This window comes from Thioalkalivibrio halophilus (genome assembly GCF_001995255.1).
Taxonomy (GTDB): Bacteria; Pseudomonadota; Gammaproteobacteria; order Ectothiorhodospirales; family Ectothiorhodospiraceae; genus Thioalkalivibrio; species Thioalkalivibrio halophilus.
In genome coordinates this window covers 17,735-37,254 of record NZ_MUZR01000027.1, presented here as the reverse complement: position 1 = coordinate 37,254, position 19,520 = coordinate 17,735, and the positions used below count along the sequence as shown (strand labels likewise).

The following is a 19,520-nucleotide window of genomic DNA, read 5'->3' as shown; positions in this document are numbered from 1 at the left end:
GGGCGGGCGATGGCATAGCCCTGGCCGTTCTCGCAGCCCATGCCGATCAGGATGCGCCCCTGTTCGACCGTTTCCACGCCCTCGGCCAGGACCAGGCGGTCGAACGCCCGGGCCAGGCCCACCACCGCCTCGATGATGGCCCGGTCATCGGCGTCCTCCAGCATGTCGCGGACGTAGCTGCGGTCCATCTTCAGCGCGTTGGCGGGCACGCGCTTGATGTAGGTCAGCGACGAGTAGCCGGTGCCGAAGTCGTCGATGCTCATGGACACGCCCAGTTCGCGGACCGCACGCATGTTCGCCTCCGCCGCCGCGGCGTTGTCGAAGGCGGTGCTTTCCAGCACCTCGATCTCGAGATCGGCCCGCGGGATCTCCGGATGGCGATCCAGGATGTTTTCCAGACGTTGCGCCAGGTCGGCGTTCTCGAGCTGCAGGGCACCGATGTTGACGCTGACCGGAAGATGGTGCCCGTTCCGGCGCCAGGCCTCCATCTGGCGCATGGCCTCCTCCAGCATGTACTCGCCCAGCTCGATGGAGACCGGGTCGTTTTCAATGGTCGGCAGGAATTCGCCCGGCGTCAGCAGGCCGTGATCCGGATGCCGCCAGCGCACCAGGGCCTCCACGCCCAGGATCGCGCCGGTGCGCATGTTCACCTTGGGCTGGTATTCCACGCTCAGTTCGTTGCGATGCATCGCGTGGCGGAAGGCGCTGATGGTGCGATGCCGGCTGGCCACCCGCTGGTACTGGCCATGGTCGAAATATTCCCAGGCCCGGTCGCGGCGCAGCTTGGACTCGTACAGCGCATGGTCGGCCTGGCGCAGCACTGTTTCCGGGTCGAGGCCGCTGCGTGGCGGGCGGATCGAGATCCCCGCGCTGACCGAGATGCTCTCGCTGGCGCCGGCGGGCCCCTTGTCGGACACCGGCAGGTGATGCCCGGCCTCGATCACGGTACCCATGATCTCTTCCAGGCGTTCGATCGCCCCGGAGCTGCGCAGCACCAGGATGAACTCGTCGCCGCCGCGGCGTCCGAGCAGGGCATCGTCATTCAGACGTTCGCGCCAGCGGCGGCTCAGTTCGGCCAGGATCCGGTCCCCGGCGGCCGTGCCCAGGCGGTCGTTGAGAGCACCAAAGTCGTCCACGTCGATCGATATCAGGGCCAGGGCCGTATCGTCGTGCTCGGTGGTGACCTGCTCCAGCGCCTGGATGATCCCGGCCCGGTTGGGCAGGCCCGTCAGCGGATCATTGAACGAACGCCATTCCAGTTCGCGGCGGTGTTCCAGCTCGCGGGTCATGTCCTCGTAGAAGGCGACGCGCAGCCTGCGGCCGTGATCGCGGAGTTCGCCGCCGCGGGTGATGCGGACCGGGACGTCGCGCTGCGTGGCGGTGCGCACCCGGCTGTACAGCGGCGGGCTGTCGTGCCCGGCGGGGGCCTCGGGCGGTGCCGTCAGGAGTGCGGCGACCCGCTCGCGTTCGTCGTCCGGGTGGAGATCGGCGATGCTGCGTTCCTTCAGCTCGCTTTCCGTATGGCCGGTCAATGTGCAGGCAGAGGGGTTGGCCTCGAGCACGCTGCCGTCTTCGGCATCCAGGATCAGCAGGGGGTGGATGAAGCAGTCGAACAGGGTGCGAAAGCGGTTCTCGGCCTCTTCCTGCCCGCGCGAGGCGAGATGCCTGGCGAACTGCGAGACCTGGCGCTCGATATGTACGTAGGTGTTGAGGAGGGATTCCAGGCTCGCCGATGACTGTTCGCGGAAATGCCGCGCGGCCCGTTCGCGCGCCTCGGCTACCCCGACCCCGGCTTCCAGTGCGTTGATGGCGGCGGCCATCTGCTTGTCGCTGCGCAGGATGTGCAGGGTCAGCCAGCGGACCAGGAACTCCAGCAGGGGCTGCAGGCGATATTCGTCGGGGCCCTCCAGGGCGGCGATGCGGTCCAGTTCGTCGATGAACCCCGCGTGGGCCTGACAGTGGCGGGCGAACCATTCGTCGTCACGAAAGGCCCGTGCCCAGATGCCTTCCTCGGTCTCGAAATGGTAACGCGCGTAATCGCGCAGTTCCGCCACGATCCCGTCGGCCGTGGCCTCGTCGGTGCCTTCCAGCACCGTGCGGGCCAGGCGGTTGATGAGGTCCACCAGGTAATGATGCTGGTGGTCCACCTCGGGGATGCGGGTCAGGAATTCACCGCCCCAGGGGAAGATCTCGAATTCGTCCGTGTTCATGGTGCTGCTCCAATTCCCGCTGATTCCTCCGGGTAGAGTGTACGCACCGGATAGCGGGTTTTCCCACCGGCCGCTTGTGGCAGTCCGGGTTCAGGGCGCCCGCCGTAGAACGGCGCCCGCCCGGGCCAGCAGAGCGAGCAGCAGGAACACGACCACCAGTACCGGGGCGAAGGGCTGGTCCAGTGGCAGGCTGATGGTCCAGGCGACGAGGAAGCCCGCGATCGCCAGGCTCTGGGTCCACAGCAGCGCGCCGGTCAGGCCGCGGGCCAGAAAGGCCGCTCCCCAGGCCGGCAGCAGCAGGGTGGCCAGCGCCGCGGGCATGCCCAGCACCATGCTCCCGAGGACGATCACGGCAACCAGCCATGCGATCTCCAGCCAGCGCGCGATCGCCGGCGGTGCCGGTGCGGCGGAGACGTCCGGGGCGAGCTGGGCGTGCAGCCAGACCCGGCGCAGCCACGGCCACAGCACGGCGCTGGCCACCCCGGCGACGACCACCGCGATCAGCTCGTTCGGGCCGGCGAAATACAGCTGTCCCTCGGCCCACGCGGCGGCGGCAAGGCTCGCCTGCGAGAAGTTGGCCGCCAGCAGGGTGACCGCGGCCAGCCCGCCCAGGAACAGCGCCAGCGGCAGGCGCTCGGCATCGCGTACCCGCTGCAGCAGGGCCATCACCCCGGCCCCCAGGGCCAGCGCGACCGGCAGCACCGGCCAGTGCAGGACCGAGGCCAGCACGCCACCGGCGGCGGCCCACTGACCCAGCGCCAGCGCCTGCCAGACCGAGCCGCGCAGGAACAGGCCACTGCCCGCCAGCGCCAGCACCAGCGTGATCAGGAATCCCGCCACGAAAGGCGTCAGCAGCAGGTCAGTCATGGGCGTCGAGGTAGTCCTGCAGGGGGTGGCGCTCTACGCCCAGGGTGCCCAGCAGTTCGTCGTCGTGGCTGGTCATGACCAGAGTGGCGCTCGCGGGCAGGGCGGTGATCAGTTCCACCGCGTCGGCGCGGACCTCGGCATCCAGGTGGTTGGCGGGCTCGTCCAGCAGCACCAGGTGGGGGCGGCCGGTGTCGCGGTCGGCGGCCTCAACGGGCGCCAGTACGGAGGCCAGGCGCAGGAGCTGCCACTGGCCGCCGCTGAGTTGATCCAGACGCCGGCGCAGCAGCGCCCGGATGCGAGGGTGTTCGGGCACGCGCGTACCCATGGCCCGGAACCAGTCGTGTCCGGAAAGGGGCCATGGGTACGGGCGCGGATGATCCTGGGCCAGCAGGCTGATGCGGGTGCCGGGAGCGGTGGTGAGCCGCCCCCCGTGCACCCGCGCCTGCCCCGTCAGGCACTTGAGCAACAGCGACTTGCCGGACCCGTTGGGGCCGGTGAGTGCCCAGCGTGCCCCGCCCGGGACCGCCAGAGTGAGCGGCCCGAGGACGGGGCGGTCAAAGCCCGGGCGCGCGGCCCGGGCCTCGATGACGGGGGAGTCGGACATCCGCGCAGCCTAGCGGGTGCGGAAGGTGGATGCCCAGGTTTCCATCAGCTCGAGGTAGCCATCCAGGCCGGCGTTCTGTGGCGGATCCAGCGGGACCGCATGGCTGTCCCAGCCGAGTTCGCGCTCGAGGAACTCGGCCCCGCGCGGCGGCTGGAACTCGGCGTACAGCACGTGACCGTCCATGCTTTCCAGCTCGCCGATCAGGCTCTGCAGGTGGCGACCGGTGGGCGGGATACCCGGTGCCGGTTCGAGGTAGCCGACGACAGTGGCGGGCAGCCATTCCTCGAGATAGTCGAGGTCCTCGTGATAGACCACGATGTTCTGGTCGGGGGCCAGTTCGCCGGCGAGGTCATCGGCATGCTCGCGCAGCCGCTGCGCGGTCTCTTCCGCGCGTTCGCGATAGACGTCCGCATTGGCGGAGTCGAGCTCCGCGAGCCGCTCGCCCAGGGCCAGGCCGACTTCCGCCATGCGCAGGGGGTCGACATTGAAATGCGGATTGCCCTCTTCATGGACGTGGCCCATGTTGGGCCCGTCCTGGGTGATGGAGCGGCGCAGATCGACCTTGCCGGCGGCATAGAAATGGCCGGGCTGGCCCTCGTTGATGTCCGGGTTGGACGCGCCGCGGGTGGCGGCCGGCAGCCAGCCTTCTTCCAGCCCGGCGCCCAGTTCCAGCAGCAGGTCGGCGTTGCGCAGAGCGGCCATGAAGCTGGGGCGGGCATCCAGATAATGGGCGTCGCGGTCGGGCGCCGCCAGGACACGCACGCTGGTTTCGTCGCCGCCGATTTCACGCGCAAGCGCTCCCGGGCTGGAGGTCGTGGCGACCACGTTGAGGTCGTCCGCAGAGGCCTGCGCGGGCAGGAACAGGGCGGCGGCGAGTGCGGCGCCGGTCAGGGCGGAGAGCCCGATGGCCGGACGTTGCTGCGGGGTCTTGCGGTTTTTCATGGGTACTCCTTGAAAAATGCAGGTTTTGCGCGAGGCCCGTGGCGGGGCCTCGCGCTCCGTGAGGGGTCGATCAGAAGCGGTGCGCGCCGTGAGCGCCCAGCGCCACGTTCACCTGGAACATGAATTCGAGGCCGCGATCGCGGTCGCCATGATCGTCGACGAAGTCGTTCTGCGTGAGCTGCGCGCGCAGGAACACCGGCTCCACCGGCCGGAAGGTGACCTGGGCCGAATGGCGGTACGAGGTGTCCATCGATTCGATCGTGAAGTATTCGTCCCCGTGGTGATGGCTGCCCTCGACCGCGTCGTTGGTCAGACCGAGGGCTTCGGTCCGCAGACCGGCCTGCCAGCGGGGAGCGAAGCCGTAGATGCCCTCGACATAGAGACCGTCCTGCTTCTCGGTCAGGCTGTCTGCACTTTCCCAGTGCATATGGGTGTGGTGGCCATGGCCGTGTTCGTGGCCGTCAAACTGGTCCAGGTCCCGGCGTACATAGAAATATTCGCCCTTCACATTCCAGTCGCCGTGGCCGTAGGCACGGCCGGAGTCGTACTTGTAGACCGCGTCCAGGCCGGCGAACCAGGCATCGCCTTCAAGGGCGTGGCCATGGTCACCATGGATTTCGGTCACCCCGGTCTGGGTGACATAGCCGCCGGAGACGCCGAACCGGGCGGCATGATCGGGGCCGAAATCGGGCCCGACCCTGGCGAAAGCGGTGGCGATGCGCGGCCCGCTCTTCTCCGAGACCGGCCCGTCATCGAACGCGGCGATGCCGCCGTCCTGATCCCCCTGCAGGAGCTCCACGCCCAGCCGGGTGTAGGTCTCGGTCGGTGCGACCCAGGTCCCCTGCACGCCGATTTCCTGCAGGCCGTGGTCGCCGAACAGGTATTCGTTTACCAGCGGGCGGTCGACGAAATCCCAGTCGTGGACGTGGCGGCTGTTGATGTAGCCGATGTCCGACAGGAACTTGCCTGCCTTCAGCTGGAGGCCGGCCGGCAGCGAGCGGGTGGTCAGATAGGCCTCCTCGGCCTCGATGTCGCTGTCGTCGAAGCCGATCATCAGGGTGCCGTCCAGCAGGCCGCCCAGGTCGGCCTCGAACACCAGTTCGTTGTGGCCGAGGTTGAAGCCGTCGTCGAAGGAATGGTCGTGATCATGGCCGTGGCCATGGTCATGGCTATGCCCGTCGTCGAACCCGGCGGGTGTGTCGATCCCTTCGCTCATCTCGTTGTAGTAGATCCCTTCCAGGATCAGCGAGATATCCAGGCCCCAGTCCGAACCCGAGTCGTCCGGGGCCTGGGCGGCGGCCAGGGCCGGAGTGGCGCAGGCCAGAACGGTCAGGCCCGTCAGGGCGTTGCGATGGTGTCGCGCACTCAGCATGTCTTTTCTCCCCTTGTGAACACTGGTTGCCTCCGTTCATCGCTATTCATACGTTATAGCGTAACGAAAGAGCGTAAGAACGATATAATGTAACAATAGGGTCATACAAGGGGCGGTCACCCCGGTGGGGGCAATGCCGGGAGGGAGAACGGAAAAAAAGCAGCCGCCCGTTACAGCGGGCGGCCAAGCGTAGCGGAGGTTGGAGAGACAGGGGAGCGAAGAGGCCCCGGTCCCGGCGACACGCCAGAGTCCGACAACAATCGCGTATCTAAGTGAGAATTATATGCATCCGCGTTTGGGTGTCAACGTGGCCGATTCCAATGGCGCGGTTCATCGACCCGATGGGGCGGCGGGTCGCGCGGGTTCAGGGCGTCGGGGCGCCCAGCCCGGCCTGGCGGAAGGCCTCGGCCCAGCGTTCGAGCTTGGCCTCGAGATCGAGGCGGGCATTGGCCGGGCTGGTGGAGGGCAGGCGCACCGCGGTCACGCCCAGCGCCCGGGTCTCGCCGATGCGGCGGGCGCTTTCGGCGCCGTTGTGGACGATCAGCCGCAGTCCCGGGGCCTCGCGTGTCAGCCGGCCGAGGTCGTTGGGCTGCGGGTTGCGGATGGCGCTGTCCAGACTGCCCTCGCGTGCGCAGGCGCCGTAGATGTCCCACAGCCCGACCCCGCAGTCGAGCAGCCGGGTGTAGCGCTCCGGCCAGGGCAGTTCCGGGAACGGCGGTCCGAAGATGCGCGCCATGATCGGCCAGAACTGGTTGCGCGGATGGGCGTAATAGGCCGCCGCCTCCAGCGAGGCGACCCCGGGGAAACTGCCCAGCACCACGGCCCGGGTATCCGCGCGCAGCACGGGCTCGAACGCCCGCAACTCGGGACTGGCATGAGCGTCAGACATCAAGGGCCAGTGTAGGCAAATGCCGTCACGGATACACGTCCGCGAACGGGCATGATTCGGTCCGGTTCCTTGTGTATATTAGTTGTGTACACAAACGATGAGCAGGAGACGGCAGATGGAAACGGTCAGCGCCCGCGAGGCTCGCGAGCGGCTTGCCTGGGTTCTGGATCGCGTCGAGGCCGGGGAAGAGGTGGTGATCCAGCGTCAGGGGCGGCCGGTCGCAAGGCTGGTGCGGCCTTCGAGCCCGTTCCCGGGGTTTCCGGATCGCAGTGGCCTGCGTGCGGAGCTGCCGCCCTGTGGTGAAGGAGGGGCGGAGGCGGTTCGCGCGGGCCGCGACGAAGAGCGGTTCTGATGCTCTATTTCGATACCAGCGCGGTCCTGCCGTACTATCGTGAAGAAGCCGCCAGCCGCCCGGTTCAGCAGATGTTGCAGGCGAGCACACGCCCGGTGCTGGTCAGTCATCTGACACGGGTGGAGGTGGCTTCGGCCCTGGCCCGCTGGGTGCGCATGGACGAGTTGTCCGAAGCTCAGGCGAACCGGATCGAGTCGGCATTCCTGGAGGACCTGCGGGCAGGTCGTTTTGTGCGGGTTTCGCTGGATCCGGAGGTGTTCGAGCGCGCCTGCCACTGGCTGCTTACGCGCCGTTCATCGTTGCGCACGCTGGACGCCCTGCACCTGGCGGCTGCCGAGATCTGCGGCGCGGAGCTGGTGACGCTGGATCGCCCGCTGGTGCAGGCCGCCCGGCTGTTCGGCGTGACGGTCCGGTGTCCCGGAGAGGACCCCGCGGAGCCGGGTCAGCTCGACTGACAGTCGCGGCACAGGCCGTGGAGTTCCACGGTGCGGGTCTCGATGGCGAAGCCGGTCTCGGCCGCGGCGGCCTCCAGGGCATGGCTGGCAGTGTCCGGGGTGTGAAATTCGATGATCCGGCCGCAGCCGTCGCAGATCATCAGCGCGGATTCGTGGCGTTCCCCGGGGTGGCTGCAGGCGACGAAGCCGTTAAGGCTCTCGATGCGGTGGATCAGGCCCTGTTCCAGCAGGAAGGCGAGGGTGCGGTAGACCGTCGGCGGCTTGATGCTGCGGTCCTCGGACGACAGCGCGTGGATCAGGTCGTAGGCCTTGATCACGCCGTCGGTGCGCAGGATCTGCTCGAGGATGCGCCGGCGTTGCTCGGTCAGGCGCGCGCCGCGCCGGGTGCAGACCCGCTCGGCCTCGTCCAGGGCCTGCTGGATCGCGGCGTCGTCGGTGGTGTGCTGGCGGGTGGCCGTGGTCATGCCGCCAAGCTTAATCCATATGCACGCGCGGGGGCGAACACGGTCCGGACCGCTTACTGCAGCAGCGACAGCGGAGGGGCCTCGGCGTCGGCGTCTTCCCCCGGGGCGCGATGGTGGTAGGCCGTGCAGTTGCGTCCGGCGTGCTTGGCATCGTAAAGGGCGTTGTCCAGGCGCTTGAGCAGGGTGTCGGGGTCGTCGTCGCGGTGCAGGATCGTGACGCCGAGGCTGATGGTCACCGGCCCGGCATCTTCGAACGGCGTCGCGGCGATCTCGCGGCGCAGGCGTTCCGCCATGTACCGGGCGCCCTCGGCGTCGGTCTCCGGAAGCAGCACCACGAATTCCTCGCCACCCCAGCGCGCAAGGAAATCCGCGCGCCGAAGCGAGTGGGCGACACGACGGGACAGCTCGACCAGTACGCGATCCCCGATGTCGTGCCCGTGGGTGTCGTTGAGGCGCTTGAAGTGGTCGATGTCGAACAGGATGGCACCCGCCTCGCTGGCGTAACGCTCGGTCCGGGCCAGTGCCCGGTCCAGCTCGGCATCGAACCGCTGGCGGTTGTACAGCCCGGTCAGGCGGTCGGTGGTGGCCTCGTGTTCCAGTTCCGCTTCCAGGCGCTTCTGCTCCGAGATGTCGTGGAACACGGCGACAAAGTATTCGAGCTGGCCGGCTTCATTGCGCACGGCGCTGATGCTTTCCCATTGCGGGTAAACGCTGCCGTCGCGGCGGCGGTTCCAGATCTCGCCCTCCCAGTGGTCGTTTTCCAGTAGTTCGGTCCACAGCCGGTGGTAGAACTCCAGATCCTGGCGGCCGGACTGCAGCACGCGCGGATTCTTGCCGAGGACCTCGTCCTCGGCATAGCCGGTGATGCGTGTGAAGGCATGGTTCGCGCGCAGGATCCGGCCCTGAGGATCGGTCACCACGATGGCCTGGGCACTGTCGAAGGCGGTCGCCATCAGGCGCACCTCGCGCTGGCTGCGGTAGCGTTCCATCGCGTAGTGCAGGGCGCGCGCCAGCAGGGCCGGGTGCAGTTCTTCCTTGGGCAGGAAGTCCTGGGCCCCCAGGCGAATTGCCCCGGTCCCGGTACCCCGGTCCTGGTGGCCGGTCATGACCACCACCGGGATGCCGCCCGCGGACTCCACCAGCAGGCGCAGGGTATCCAGGCCCTGTGAGTCGGGCAGTCCCAGGTCGAGCAGGGCGATGTCGAAGGGACGCTCTTCCAGAAGCCCCAGGGCCTCGCGCAGGCGGCCGGCCCGTTCCACCACGTAGCCCCGCTCGGCGCAGTCGTCCAGCAGATCCTCGACCAGCTCGGCGTCGGCGGGGTTATCCTCGATCAGCAGCAGTCGGTACTCGCTCATGGCACCGAGTGTCCGCTTGCGCCCGCGCGCGAGGGCAGGGTGGCGGCATGCAGCCAGAACTCGCCCAGCCGTCGAGTGAGCTCCAGGAATGCGTCAAAATCCGGGGGCTTGGTCAGGAAGGCGCTGGCGCGGTGCTCATACGACCGGGTCACGTCCTCGGGGGCGTTCGAGGTGGTGAGGATCACTACCGGCAGGCTCTGCAGCTTCGGGTCGTTCTTCACCGCGGCCAGTACCTCGCGTCCGTCCATGCGCGGCATGTTGAGGTCCAGCAGCATCATGTCGGCCTGTGGCGCGCCGGCATGTTCGCCCTCGCCGCGCAGATAGGCCATGGCCTCTACCCCGTCGCTCACCGGGTGCAACTCCGCCGCGAAACGGTGGTGCTCGAAGGCCTCGCGCAGCAGCTCGACGTCTTCGGGCGAGTCTTCGGCCAGGAGAATGGTGACGGGGTTCATCGGGTTGCGGTTCCGCGGTGACAAGTCTGGAATAGATCTTAGTCTAGCGCTTGGCGCGTGGTCGAGACGATAGCCCCGCCCCTCGGCGCAGGAGTTCAGCTGGCAGAGGTCGCATCCGCAGGCTGCCGCGGGAGGGTGAGGCGGAACGTCGTGCCGTGGCCCTCGCCGTCCGACTCGGCCCGGATCCGGCCGCCGTGGCGTTCGGTAATGCGCCGCGCCAGTGCCAGTCCGGCCCCGGTGCCCGGGTATTCGGCGCGGCCGTGCAGGCGCTGGAATACCTGGAAGATACGCTCGCTCTGTTCCGGGTCGATGCCGATCCCGTTGTCGGTTACGCGGATCTCCCATTCGTCGCCCCGTTCGTCACAGCCCACGTGAATCTCGGGGACTGCATCGGGTGGCCCGTACTTGATCGCATTCGACAGCAGGTTCTGGAACAGCCGCATCAGCTGCCCGGCGTCGCCCTGTACCGTGGGCAGCGGATCGCGGGAAATGCGGGCCCCGCTGTCCTGGATCGCCGTGTGCAGGTTGCCGCAGGCGTCGTCCAGTGCGCGCGTCAGGTCCACCGGTGCGAAGGCTTCGCCCATGCGCTGAACGCGGGAGTACTCCAGCAGGTCCTGGATCATCTGCCGCATGCGCCCGGCCGCGTCGGTGGCGGTGTCGATGTAGCGCCGGGCCTTGTCGTCCAGGGCGTCGGCATGGCGTCGCTTCAGCAGCCCGAGGTAGCTGTTGATGATACGCAGCGGTTCCTGCAGGTCGTGCGAGACTGCGTACGCGAACTGCTCCAGCTCGGCATTGGAACGCTCCAGTTCCCGCTCGATGCGCTTGCGTTCGGAGATGTCGCGGATGATGGTCGAGGTCTGGGCGATCGCTCCATCCGTGTCGCGATGGATCAGCAATACCTGCGACGCCGGTCGTTCGCGGCCCTCGGCGTCCAGCAGTGCGGTCTCGCCCTGCCACTGACCGTGTTCCATCGCCGCCGGCAGGGCCTCTTCGCGCACGCGCTCCAGCGCCCAGGGCGGATGCACGCGCTCGATGGTGCCTTCCACGGTGTCCATCTCGCGCGGCAGCCCGGCGCGATTCCAGCCGGTCTCGGGGTCCCAGTGGTCGGCGAGCTCGGGCTCCGGCAGACCCATCAGCCGGCGCCCGGCGGCGTTGAGATAGAGCATCGCCCCGTCCGGGCCGTGCATCGACACCACGTCCGGGGTGCTGTCGAGGATCGCCACCAGCCGTCGCAGGCTGTCCTCCAGCTGGCGCTGTTCGGTGATGTCCTGCACCGTACCCAGCATGCGTACCGGCTGGCCGGCGTTGTCGAATTCGGTGTAGCCGCGTTCGCGCACCGTGCGGACCTGTCCATCGGGCCGGACCACGCGGTGCACGATGTCGTAGGGCTCGCCGGCGAACGAGGCCTCCAGGGCGGCCTGCACCGCCGTTCGGTCATGCGGGTGGACCGCCTCCATGAAGGTCTCGTGTGTCACCGGGCCGTCTTCCGGCCGGCGGCCGAAGATGCGGTAGATCTCGTCCGACCAGCGGATCTCGTTCACGCGGAAATCCGAGACCCAGCTGCCCATGCGCGCGATCCGCTGCGCCTGGTTGAGCTCCGCCTCGCGCTGACGCAGCGCCTGCTCGGTGGCCACGCGCTCGGAGATGTCGCGGATGATGGTCGAATAGCGGCGCACCGCGCCGGTTTCGTCGAAATGCGCGACCACGGTCTGTGACACCGGCAGCTCGCGGCCGTCGCCGGCCAGAATGGCCATCTCCCCCTGCCATACGCCGTTGTGGCGTGCCTCGGGCAGGGCCTCTTCCTGCAGGCGGCGCCGGGCCCACTCGGGATGGAGACCGCCGACATCGTGGAGGCTCGCCTCGGCCGAGTCTGCGAACCCCATGGCACGGTTGAACGAAGGGTTCTGGTACAGGATGCGGCCATCGGGGTCGGCCATGCCGATGAAATCGGGCGCGGCTTCCAGGATCTGCAGGAGGTCTTCGCGCTGGCGTTCGGCCTGGTGGCGTTCGGTGACATCTTCCACCACGCCGTCGAACACGGTGCCCTGTTCGGTCTCGTGGGCGCGTGCCGTGATCGCACACCGGATCGCACGGCCGTCCAGGGTCCGCAGGTCCAGTTCGCGACGATGCACCTCGCCCCGGGCGAGGAGGTCGTCGCTGAAGCGGCGGCGTTCCTCCGGGTCGGTATATAGCTCGGCGGTGGAACGGCTCAGGAGTTCCGCTATGGAGCCGGCGCCGAAGATCCGCGCCATGGCCGGGTTGACGTAGTCGAACTGCCCCGTGTGGCCCGGCAGGTTGCGGTAGACCCCGACCGGCAGGGTGTCGAAGATCGCCTTGTAGCGTTCCAGCTCCCGCAGGTAGCGGCGGGTGTCGGTGGCATCGTGGATGATGGAGTGCAGATAGCGCTTGCCGCGCAGCCACACCGGGCCGGAATAGACCTCCACGTCGCGGATCTCACCGCTCGCGACGCGGTGGCGAAAGCGGAAGTACAGCCGCTCCTCCTCAGCGGCCCGTTCCATCTCGGTCCGAACCTCCTCGGCGGAGAGGGTGTTGATCGCCTGGATGGGGCGTTTTTTCAGCTCTTCGATCGACCAGCCGTAGAAGGTCTCGGCGGCGGGATTGGCGTCGACGATGCGGCCGTCGTCCGGGTCGATCAGCAGCTTGACTGCGACATTGTTGGTGAACGTCTGCTGGTAGAAATGTTCGAGTTCGTCGCGCTCGGCCTCGCTGGCCTTGCGCGCGTCGATGTCGGTGGCGGTCAGGGCCAGACGCGTCGCGCCATCATCGGCGTCGGGCAGGCGGCTCAGCGCCAGCTCGACCCACAGCGGCGGGCCCTGCCGGGGGAGCAGGCGGCATTCGTCGCGCCACTCGCCGGTCTCGCCGTAAATGAGCGAATGGATCGCGGCCGCCACCCGGTCGGCCTCGGCGGAGGCCACCCACTCCGTCAGCGTCTGCCCGACGAGGACGTCCGCTTCCCGAGCCAGCAGCCCGGACAGGCGCCGGTTGGCGGCGCGCAGACACCCGTCGGCGTCCACGACGGCCATGCCGACCGGGGCGTGTTCGAAGAAGGCGGAATGCGTGTTCTCGGGGTCCATGGCGTGTTGCCCGCCGAAGATCGGGCGGCGGTCGGGAGACAGGGCCGCCAATTCTGCCACGCAGCGTCTGCCCGTACGAGGCGGGGGCAGCGTCAGTCGGCGTGGCGGCAGCCGAAACGGGCGGCGGCCCAGGCCGCACGCGCCGCCTGGGGTTCTTCGGCGGTCTTGCGAATGTGTTCGTCGACCGCGCGCAGGCGCGGGCGGAGGCCTTCGCCATTGGCGATCTGGATCGCCAGTCCCGGCCGCGCGTTGAGCTCCAGGATCAGCGGGCCGTGGCGGCGGTCGATGACCACGTCGACGCCCAGATAGCCCAGGCCGCTGAGTTCGTAGCAGCCCGCGGCGAGTTCCATGAGTTTGTCCCATCCCGGGATCGCCAGGTCCACCAGGCTGGCTTCGGTGTCCGGGTGGACCCATACGGGCTGGTTGTGCTGCACGCCACCCAGGGTATGTCCGCTTGCGAGGTCGATGCCGGTGCCCACCGCCCCCTGGTGGAGGTTGGCCTTGCCGTCCGATTCCTGCGTCGGCAGGCGCAGCATGGCCATGACAGGATAGCCGCGATAGACCACCGTGCGGATATCCGGAACACCGGTATGGGTCACCTCGGCGAAGATCTCGGAGAATTGCACCCGTTCCTCGATCAGTGCGACGTCCGGCCGCCCGCCGAGGCTGTACATCCCGGACAGGATCCCGGAGACATGGTCCTGCAGCTCGCTGACCTCGTGCATGCGCCCGCCGGCCCGGCGCAGCCGCTCACCGCGCCAGCCGGAGATCACCATGATCCCGTCGCCGGCCGCGCCATGGGCCGGTTTGATGACAAAGCCGTTCGCATATTCGCGCAGTTGCCGTTCCAGGCCGCGCAGCTGGTGGTGACCGTGAATGACACCGATGAGCTCCGGCACGGCCAGGCCCGCGGCGCTGGCCAGCTGCTTGGTCATCCGCTTGTCGTCCACGCGCGGATAGTGGCGCCGTGCGTTGTATTCGGCGATGTACAGGCCGTTGCGCGCATTCATGCCGAGGATGCCCTGCCGGCGCAGGGTCGACGGGCGCACGAAACGGGGCCACCAGCCGGCCATCAGTCGGGTTTCCTCAGGGCGTCCTGCATCTTCCCGAAGCGGGCCAGCTCGGTCAGGCGGTAGCCGGTGTAACGCCCGAGCAGCAGGGTCACGGCGAGGATGACCAGCAGGAGTTCGGGGAACACGAACAGCAGGTGTTCGAGCTGGCGACTGGCCATCAGGCCATAGGCCGCCGCAGCCACGATCAGGCTGCCGACCCCCTGGGAGATGGCATCGGCCGGGCCGTGTTCTTCCCATACCACCGACATGCGCTCGATGGTCATGGCCAGGATCACCATCGGGAACAGCGACAGGGCCAGGGCACGCTCCAGCCCCAGGTGGTGGGCCAGGATGGACAGCCCCAGCATCAGCATGATGACCACGCTGACCACGGCGGCCAGGCGGGGTACCAGCAGGAGCCGCAGGTGTTCCAGGTAGAAACGCACCGCCAGCCCGAGCGAGACGATCAGGGTGAACAGGATGACCCCGGCCAGCAGCTGGGTCTCGCGAAAGGACAGGGCGATCAGCACCGGCATGAACGTGCCGAAGGTCTGGATGCCGATCACGTTGCGCAGCAGCACGATGATCATGGCCCCCAGCGGGACCATCAGCAGCACGCGATAGGTGTTCTGCGTGCCCAGCGGCAGTTCCAGCGGCGAGAAATCGAGGATGCGGGTGTCCAGGGTCTCCCCCAGACGCTGAGCGGTGCCCAGCGCGTCCTGCACGCTGCGGGTCACCGCGAAGCGCAGTTCTTCCCCGGTGCCGTTACGGACCTCGAGGATCGGCGCGTCGCCATGGCTCCAGACCACGACGTCGTCGGGGTAGTCGGTGTTGCCGTTCAGCGGATGCACCGGAACCCAGCGCTCGGTGTTGTGCACCTCCAGCCAGGTCTCCGGCTCGATATTGCGATGCCCGTCGCGCAGCGGGATGACCGTGACCGCGCGGGCGGGGATGCGGGCGACGGAGAGCAGGTCGATCAGGGTCTGCGTGCGCAGTTCGCGGTCGCCGTCATCCATCACGAACAGCGACGCGTTGCCGTCCGCTCCCGCGCCTCCCAGGTCCCGGACCAGCACCGTGGCAAAGCTCTGGATGCCGGAGGAGCGTTCGCGCACGCTCTGGATCAGGGCCTCGGCGGCCGAATCGAAGGGTTCGTCCCATTCGCGGGGCGCCACCGGTCCGGGGTACTCCGCATGCGGGCCGGCGCTGGCGTCGCGATAGAGCGTGGTGCGGTAATAGAGCGTCTGCTCTCCGCGCGGGTCGCGCGAGGTCCACTGCGCGATCCGGTCATCCGTCCCGTGCGAGGTGGTCAGGCCGTAACCCCGGGAGATGAAGTTCTCGTCCAGCCGGGCGAAGTTCGGGAGCCGTTCGGGGATGCTCAGCCGAACGTCGGCTGCGCCGCCGGTCGGCTGGAAACGGATGCGCGATTCCACCACCCAGGTGTCGGCCGTCGCACCCGGCTGCAGGGGCATGTCGAGCAGGGTGGCCTTGTAGAGAAAGATGCCGAGGCCCGCCCCCAGCAGGAGCAGGATCAGCAGGGGCAGATGGAACCGTTTCATTCGTCGGCGTCACTGCTGTCTTCGTCCGCCGGGCAGTCCGGTGGCAGCAGGTGTTCGTTGCCGGAGTCCACCAGGATGTGCCCGGCCATGTGGCTGCGGCCCACCAGCAGCTGGTAGGTGAGTTCCGTGCGGTCCACCAGGGTGGTGTCGGCTTCGATCTTCCGGTCGCCGAGGCACAGTTCGAGGCGCACGACGTGCCGTTCGTCGAGTTCGCCACTATGCTGGCGGATGCGGGCGCTGCGTTCGATGGGGCGCTCCAGGGTGATGCGGGCGTCTTCGTTGTGCGGATCGATGATCTCGAAGCGGATCCATTCCGCGTCATCGCGCTCGAATGTCTCCTGCTGTAGCGCGTTGAGAGAGGAGGAAGTGGCGCCGGTATCCAGGCGTCCCTCCAGGGTGATGTCCTCTTCGAGGATAGTGGCGTCTTCCACGGTGCCGAGAATGGTCAGGGAGGAAGGCGTTCCTGCGATCGAGGGGGCGTGCGCCACGGCCGTGAGCAGGGCCACAAAAACCGCGGCCGATTTGGGTACACTGACGGTCGGGCGCATACAGTCGACGATGGCTCGGGATGAAGCCATGGATGATATTGCATGCCCGGACGATGCGCCCTGACACGATTCACATGACAAGGAGCCGGCCATGAGCTGGGTGATCGACCTCGCCGACCTGACCATGAATGACGTTGCCGAGACCGGTGGCAAGAACGCCTCGCTGGGCGAGCTGCTGGGGCAGCTGGGGGCCGCAGGGGTGCGGGTGCCGGGCGGTTTTGCCACTACCGCGTCGGCGTTTCGCACGTTCCTCGCCCGCGACGGACTGGATACCCGCATCAAGGAACGCCTGTCCGGGCTGGACATCAACGACATCGAGGCCCTGCGCGCCGCCGGGCGCGAGGTGCGCGGCTGGATCGAGGCCGCCCCGCTGCCCGCGGAGCTGGAAGACGCGATCCGCGAGCATTACGCGAAGCTGGGCGAGGACGTGCCGGTGGCGGTGCGCTCGTCGGCCACCGCCGAGGACCTGCCCGAGGCCTCGTTTGCCGGCCAGCAGGAGACCTTCCTCAACGTGCGCGGCATCGATGCCCTGCTGCAGCGGGTGCGCGAGTGCTTCGCCAGCCTGTACAACGACCGTGCCATCGCCTACCGCGTACATAATGGCTTTGCCCACGACGAGGTGGCGCTGTCCGCCGGGGTGCAGCGCATGGTGCGCTCGGACATCGGCGCCTCCGGGGTCATCTTTACCCTGGATACCGAAACCGGTTTCCGCGACGCGGTGTTCATTACCGGCGCCTGGGGCCTGGGCGAGACCGTGGTGCAGGGTTCGGTGAACCCCGACGAATATCAGGTGTACAAGCCGGCGCTGGCGGCCGGCAAGCGCGCGGTGATCGGGCGCACGCTGGGCACCAAGGCGATCCGCATGGTGCTGACCGAGGACGGCACGCAGACCGAGGATACCCCGGAAGAACTGCGCCGGCGTTTCTGCCTGTCGGATGGCGACGCGGAGCAGCTGGGCCGTTTCGCGGTGGCGATCGAGCAGCACTACGGCCGGCCGATGGACATCGAGTGGGCGCAGGACGGGGAGACCGGCGAGCTGTTCATCGTGCAGGCGCGCCCGGAGACGGTGGAGAGCCGCGTGGAGATAGGCGGCGGCGAGACCTACAAGCTGGGTGCGCACGATGTCGAGCCACTGGTGACCGGACGTGCGATCGGTTCGCGCATCGGCAGCGGCGTGGTGCGGGTGCTGGAGTCGCCCGACGAGATGCACCGCATGGAGGAGGGCGACATCCTGGTCGCGGACATGACCGATCCCGACTGGGAGCCGATCATGAAGCGGTCCGCGGCCATCGTGACCAACCGCGGCGGGCGCACCTGTCACGCGGCGATCATCGCGCGCGAGATGGGCGTGCCGGCGGTGGTCGGCTGCGGCGATGCCACCGAAAAGCTGAGCGACGGCTTCGAGGCCACGGTGTCCTGCGCCGAGGGGGACGACGGCCACGTGTATCCGGGGCATATCTCCTTCGAGGTGGAGAAGGCCTCTCCGGAACAGTTGCCGGAGCTCCCGCTCAAGCTGATGCTCAACGTCGCCAACCCCGGGCGCGCCTACGCCTTCTCGCAGCTGCCGCACGCGGGCATCGGTCTGGCGCGGCTGGAGTTCATCATCAACGGCACCATCGGCGTGCATCCGCTGGCGCTGCTGGACTACGCCGAGGATCCGCAGCGCCTGGAGCCGGCGGTGCGCGAGCGGATCGCCGAACGTCTGCACGGCTTTGACGATGGCCCCCGCGAGTTCTTCGTGCGCAAGCTGTCCGAGGGGATTGCGACGCTGGCGGCGGCCTTCGCGCCGGAACCGGTGATCGTGCGGCTGTCGGACTTCAAGTCCAATGAATATGCCCACCTGATCGGCGGGGGCGGTTACGAGCCGGAGGAAGAAAACCCGATGCTGGGGTTCCGTGGCGCTTCGCGCTATCGCGCCTCCAGTTTCCGTCCGGCGTTTGCCATGGAGTGCGAGGCCCTGCGCCGCGTGCGCGACGAGATGGGCCTGGACAACGTGCAGATCATGGTTCCCTTCGTGCGCACCCTGAAGGAGGCCGACGATGTTCTGCAGGTGCTGGAGGAGGAAGGCCTGAAGCGCGGCGAGAACGGGCTCAGGGTCGTGATGATGTGCGAGATCCCGTCCAACGCCCTGCTTGCGGATGACTTCCTCGAGCGCTTCGACGGGTTTTCCATCGGTTCCAACGATCTGACTCAGCTGACTCTGGGGGTCGATCGCGACTCGGGGCTGGTGGCGGAGTCCTTTGACGAGCGTGACGAGGCGGTGAAACAGTTGCTGGCGATGGCCATTCAGGCGGCGCGCCGGCAAAACAAGTACGTGGGGATCTGCGGGCAGGCGCCCTCGGACTATCCCGAGCTGGCCGGCTGGCTGATGGAACAGGGTATCGATTCGCTGTCGCTGAACCCGGATGCCCTGATCTCCACCTGGAAGAGTCTGGCGCAGCTGCGCCAGGCGGGCGGCCGGGGGTGACGTCCATGGCGGGCGGCGAACCGGAGGAGCCGCGCTGCCCGCAGGTGTACCTCGTGTCCGACGGCACGGGGATCACCGCGGAAACCCTGGCGCGGTCACTGTTCACCCAGTTCCCGGCGCTCGCGCCGGACTGGCACCGGCTGCCTTTCGTGCAGTCGCCGGGGCGGCTGTCGTCGGCGTTCGCGCGCATCGGGGAGGGGCCGCAGCCGGCGCTGGTGGTGGCGACCCTGGCCGATGGCCAGCTGCGGGCGCAGCTGGAGCATTGCCCGGTGCCGGTGATCGACGTGCTCGGGGAACACCTGGGACGCCTGGAGGCGATCCTTGGGGCCCAGGCCGAGGCGGTGGCGGGGCGTGCCCACGGGCGCGGCGATGCCGAACGCTACGACCGCCGGATCGACGCCCTGAACTACACCCTGGCGCATGACGACGGCCTGGCCAGTACCGATCTCGCGGTGGCCGACGTGGTGCTGCTGGGAGCCTCGCGCTCCGGCAAGACCCCCACCAGTCTGTATCTGGCGATGAACTACGGACTGTTTTCGGCCAATTACCCCCTGGTGCCGGAGGATCTGGACCACGGCGGCACGCCGCACATGCCGCAGCCCCTGCGCGGGCTGGAAGGGCGCATGGTCGGCCTGACCATTCACCCGCAGCGGCTGGCACAGATCCGCGAGGCGCGGCGCCCGGGCAGCCGCTACGCCAGCCTGGAGCAGTGCCGGGCCGAGACCCGGGCGATCGCAACCTTTCTCGAAGTCTGGGAGCTCCCGCAGCTGGACGTTACCGAACGCTCGGTCGAGGAGATCGCCACCCGGGTGCGCGACCTGCTGGAGCTGCCGCGCTGAG

General features: G+C 68.2%; 17 protein-coding genes. 4 read left to right on the top strand and 13 right to left on the bottom strand.

From position 1 onward, the window contains the following. The 6 genes from B1A74_RS08155 to B1A74_RS08130 form a co-directional block, all read right to left on the bottom strand. Window positions 1-2,210, bottom strand: a 2,210-nt coding sequence (locus B1A74_RS08155; protein ID WP_077244330.1) for an EAL domain-containing protein, incomplete at its 3' end; no start/stop codon positions are given. Window positions 2,211-2,300: 90 nt separating this feature from the next. Next, the gene (locus B1A74_RS08150; RefSeq protein WP_077244329.1) at window positions 2,301-3,077 is read right to left on the bottom strand and encodes an ABC transporter; all 777 of its coding nucleotides are present in this window, start codon (window positions 3,075-3,077) and stop codon (window positions 2,301-2,303) included. After that, window positions 3,070-3,681, bottom strand: coding sequence for an ATP-binding cassette domain-containing protein (locus tag B1A74_RS08145; RefSeq protein WP_077244328.1), 612 nt, complete (start codon window positions 3,679-3,681; stop codon window positions 3,070-3,072). Before B1A74_RS08145 ends, B1A74_RS08150 begins: the two co-directional genes overlap by 8 nt. Window positions 3,682-3,690: 9 nt before the next feature. Next, window positions 3,691-4,623: a metal ABC transporter substrate-binding protein gene (locus B1A74_RS08140; RefSeq protein WP_077244327.1), complete on the bottom strand. Its 933-nt coding sequence runs from the start codon at window positions 4,621-4,623 to the stop codon at window positions 3,691-3,693. 70 nt (window positions 4,624-4,693) lie between these two features. After that, a complete protein-coding gene (locus B1A74_RS08135; protein WP_077244326.1) occupies window positions 4,694-5,995 on the bottom strand; it encodes a zinc-regulated TonB-dependent outer membrane receptor in 1,302 nt (433 codons plus the stop codon). 364 nt (window positions 5,996-6,359) lie between these two features. Beyond that, complete coding sequence (locus B1A74_RS08130; protein ID WP_077244325.1) at window positions 6,360-6,884, bottom strand: DNA-deoxyinosine glycosylase; 525 nt, start codon at window positions 6,882-6,884, stop codon at window positions 6,360-6,362. 115 nt (window positions 6,885-6,999) lie between these two features. Between B1A74_RS08130 and B1A74_RS08125 the strand changes: the two genes are divergently transcribed. Continuing rightward, the gene (locus B1A74_RS08125) at window positions 7,000-7,236 is read left to right on the top strand and encodes a type II toxin-antitoxin system Phd/YefM family antitoxin (protein WP_018947601.1); all 237 of its coding nucleotides are present in this window, start codon (window positions 7,000-7,002) and stop codon (window positions 7,234-7,236) included. After that, the gene (locus tag B1A74_RS08120) at window positions 7,236-7,691 is read left to right on the top strand and encodes a type II toxin-antitoxin system VapC family toxin (protein ID WP_077244324.1); all 456 of its coding nucleotides are present in this window, start codon (window positions 7,236-7,238) and stop codon (window positions 7,689-7,691) included. The genes B1A74_RS08125 and B1A74_RS08120 overlap by 1 nt, the downstream gene beginning before the upstream one ends. Here B1A74_RS08120 and B1A74_RS08115 read toward each other — a convergent pair. The 7 genes from B1A74_RS08115 to B1A74_RS08085 all read right to left on the bottom strand — a co-directional run bounded on the left by B1A74_RS08115 (window position 7,679) and on the right by B1A74_RS08085 (window position 16,213). Then, the gene (locus B1A74_RS08115) at window positions 7,679-8,155 is read right to left on the bottom strand and encodes a Fur family transcriptional regulator (RefSeq protein ID WP_077244323.1); all 477 of its coding nucleotides are present in this window, start codon (window positions 8,153-8,155) and stop codon (window positions 7,679-7,681) included. The genes B1A74_RS08120 and B1A74_RS08115 overlap by 13 nt on opposite strands. A 53-nt stretch (window positions 8,156-8,208) precedes the next feature. Further along, window positions 8,209-9,510, bottom strand: coding sequence for a GGDEF domain-containing response regulator (locus tag B1A74_RS08110; RefSeq protein WP_024329629.1), 1,302 nt, complete (start codon window positions 9,508-9,510; stop codon window positions 8,209-8,211). Continuing rightward, window positions 9,507-9,962 (bottom strand): response regulator, encoded by a 456-nt coding sequence (locus B1A74_RS08105; protein WP_018947597.1) that lies wholly within the window; start codon window positions 9,960-9,962, stop codon window positions 9,507-9,509. The genes B1A74_RS08110 and B1A74_RS08105 overlap by 4 nt, the downstream gene beginning before the upstream one ends. Window positions 9,963-10,057: 95 nt before the next feature. Then, window positions 10,058-13,057, bottom strand: a complete 3,000-nt coding sequence (locus tag B1A74_RS08100; RefSeq protein ID WP_077244322.1) for a PAS domain-containing sensor histidine kinase — start codon at window positions 13,055-13,057, stop codon at window positions 10,058-10,060. A 92-nt stretch (window positions 13,058-13,149) separates the two neighbouring features. Continuing rightward, window positions 13,150-14,130: an alpha-L-glutamate ligase-like protein gene (locus B1A74_RS08095; RefSeq protein WP_077244321.1), complete on the bottom strand. Its 981-nt coding sequence runs from the start codon at window positions 14,128-14,130 to the stop codon at window positions 13,150-13,152. Beyond that, window positions 14,130-15,665, bottom strand: coding sequence for an inactive transglutaminase family protein (locus B1A74_RS08090; protein ID WP_077244320.1), 1,536 nt, complete (start codon window positions 15,663-15,665; stop codon window positions 14,130-14,132). Before B1A74_RS08090 ends, B1A74_RS08095 begins: the two co-directional genes overlap by 1 nt. Beyond that, complete coding sequence (locus tag B1A74_RS08085) at window positions 15,662-16,213, bottom strand: ATP-dependent zinc protease family protein (protein WP_018947593.1); 552 nt, start codon at window positions 16,211-16,213, stop codon at window positions 15,662-15,664. The genes B1A74_RS08090 and B1A74_RS08085 overlap by 4 nt, the downstream gene beginning before the upstream one ends. A gap of 91 nt (window positions 16,214-16,304) precedes the next feature. Between B1A74_RS08085 and ppsA the strand changes: the two genes are divergently transcribed. Both ppsA and ppsR read left to right on the top strand, forming a co-directional pair. Further along, complete coding sequence (gene ppsA / locus B1A74_RS08080; protein ID WP_077244319.1) at window positions 16,305-18,680, top strand: phosphoenolpyruvate synthase; 2,376 nt, start codon at window positions 16,305-16,307, stop codon at window positions 18,678-18,680. Between the two features lie 5 nt (window positions 18,681-18,685). After that, window positions 18,686-19,519 (top strand): pyruvate, phosphate dikinase/phosphoenolpyruvate synthase regulator, encoded by an 834-nt coding sequence (ppsR, locus tag B1A74_RS08075; RefSeq protein WP_018947591.1) that lies wholly within the window; start codon window positions 18,686-18,688, stop codon window positions 19,517-19,519. The last annotated feature ends 1 nt before the right edge of the window (window position 19,520 follow it).

Bases quoted from the DNA above. Each gene is read 5' to 3' on its own strand.
- B1A74_RS08150 (WP_077244329.1), bottom strand. From the start codon at position 3,077: ATGACTGACCTGCTGCTGACGCCTTTCGTGGCGGGATTCCTGATCACG.
- B1A74_RS08145 (WP_077244328.1), bottom strand. From the start codon at position 3,681: ATGTCCGACTCCCCCGTCATCGAGGCCCGGGCCGCGCGCCCGGGCTTT.
- B1A74_RS08140 (WP_077244327.1), bottom strand. From the start codon at position 4,623: ATGAAAAACCGCAAGACCCCGCAGCAACGTCCGGCCATCGGGCTCTCC.
- B1A74_RS08135 (WP_077244326.1), bottom strand. From the start codon at position 5,995: ATGCTGAGTGCGCGACACCATCGCAACGCCCTGACGGGCCTGACCGTT.
- B1A74_RS08130 (WP_077244325.1), bottom strand. From the start codon at position 6,884: ATGTCTGACGCTCATGCCAGTCCCGAGTTGCGGGCGTTCGAGCCCGTG.
- B1A74_RS08125 (WP_018947601.1), top strand. From the start codon at position 7,000: ATGGAAACGGTCAGCGCCCGCGAGGCTCGCGAGCGGCTTGCCTGGGTT.
- B1A74_RS08120 (WP_077244324.1), top strand. From the start codon at position 7,236: ATGCTCTATTTCGATACCAGCGCGGTCCTGCCGTACTATCGTGAAGAA.
- B1A74_RS08115 (WP_077244323.1), bottom strand. From the start codon at position 8,155: ATGACCACGGCCACCCGCCAGCACACCACCGACGACGCCGCGATCCAG.
- B1A74_RS08110 (WP_024329629.1), bottom strand. From the start codon at position 9,510: ATGAGCGAGTACCGACTGCTGCTGATCGAGGATAACCCCGCCGACGCC.
- B1A74_RS08105 (WP_018947597.1), bottom strand. From the start codon at position 9,962: ATGAACCCCGTCACCATTCTCCTGGCCGAAGACTCGCCCGAAGACGTC.
- B1A74_RS08100 (WP_077244322.1), bottom strand. From the start codon at position 13,057: ATGGACCCCGAGAACACGCATTCCGCCTTCTTCGAACACGCCCCGGTC.
- B1A74_RS08095 (WP_077244321.1), bottom strand. From the start codon at position 14,130: ATGGCCGGCTGGTGGCCCCGTTTCGTGCGCCCGTCGACCCTGCGCCGG.
- B1A74_RS08090 (WP_077244320.1), bottom strand. From the start codon at position 15,665: ATGAAACGGTTCCATCTGCCCCTGCTGATCCTGCTCCTGCTGGGGGCG.
- B1A74_RS08085 (WP_018947593.1), bottom strand. From the start codon at position 16,213: ATGCGCCCGACCGTCAGTGTACCCAAATCGGCCGCGGTTTTTGTGGCC.
- ppsA (WP_077244319.1), top strand. From the start codon at position 16,305: ATGAGCTGGGTGATCGACCTCGCCGACCTGACCATGAATGACGTTGCC.
- ppsR (WP_018947591.1), top strand. From the start codon at position 18,686: ATGGCGGGCGGCGAACCGGAGGAGCCGCGCTGCCCGCAGGTGTACCTC.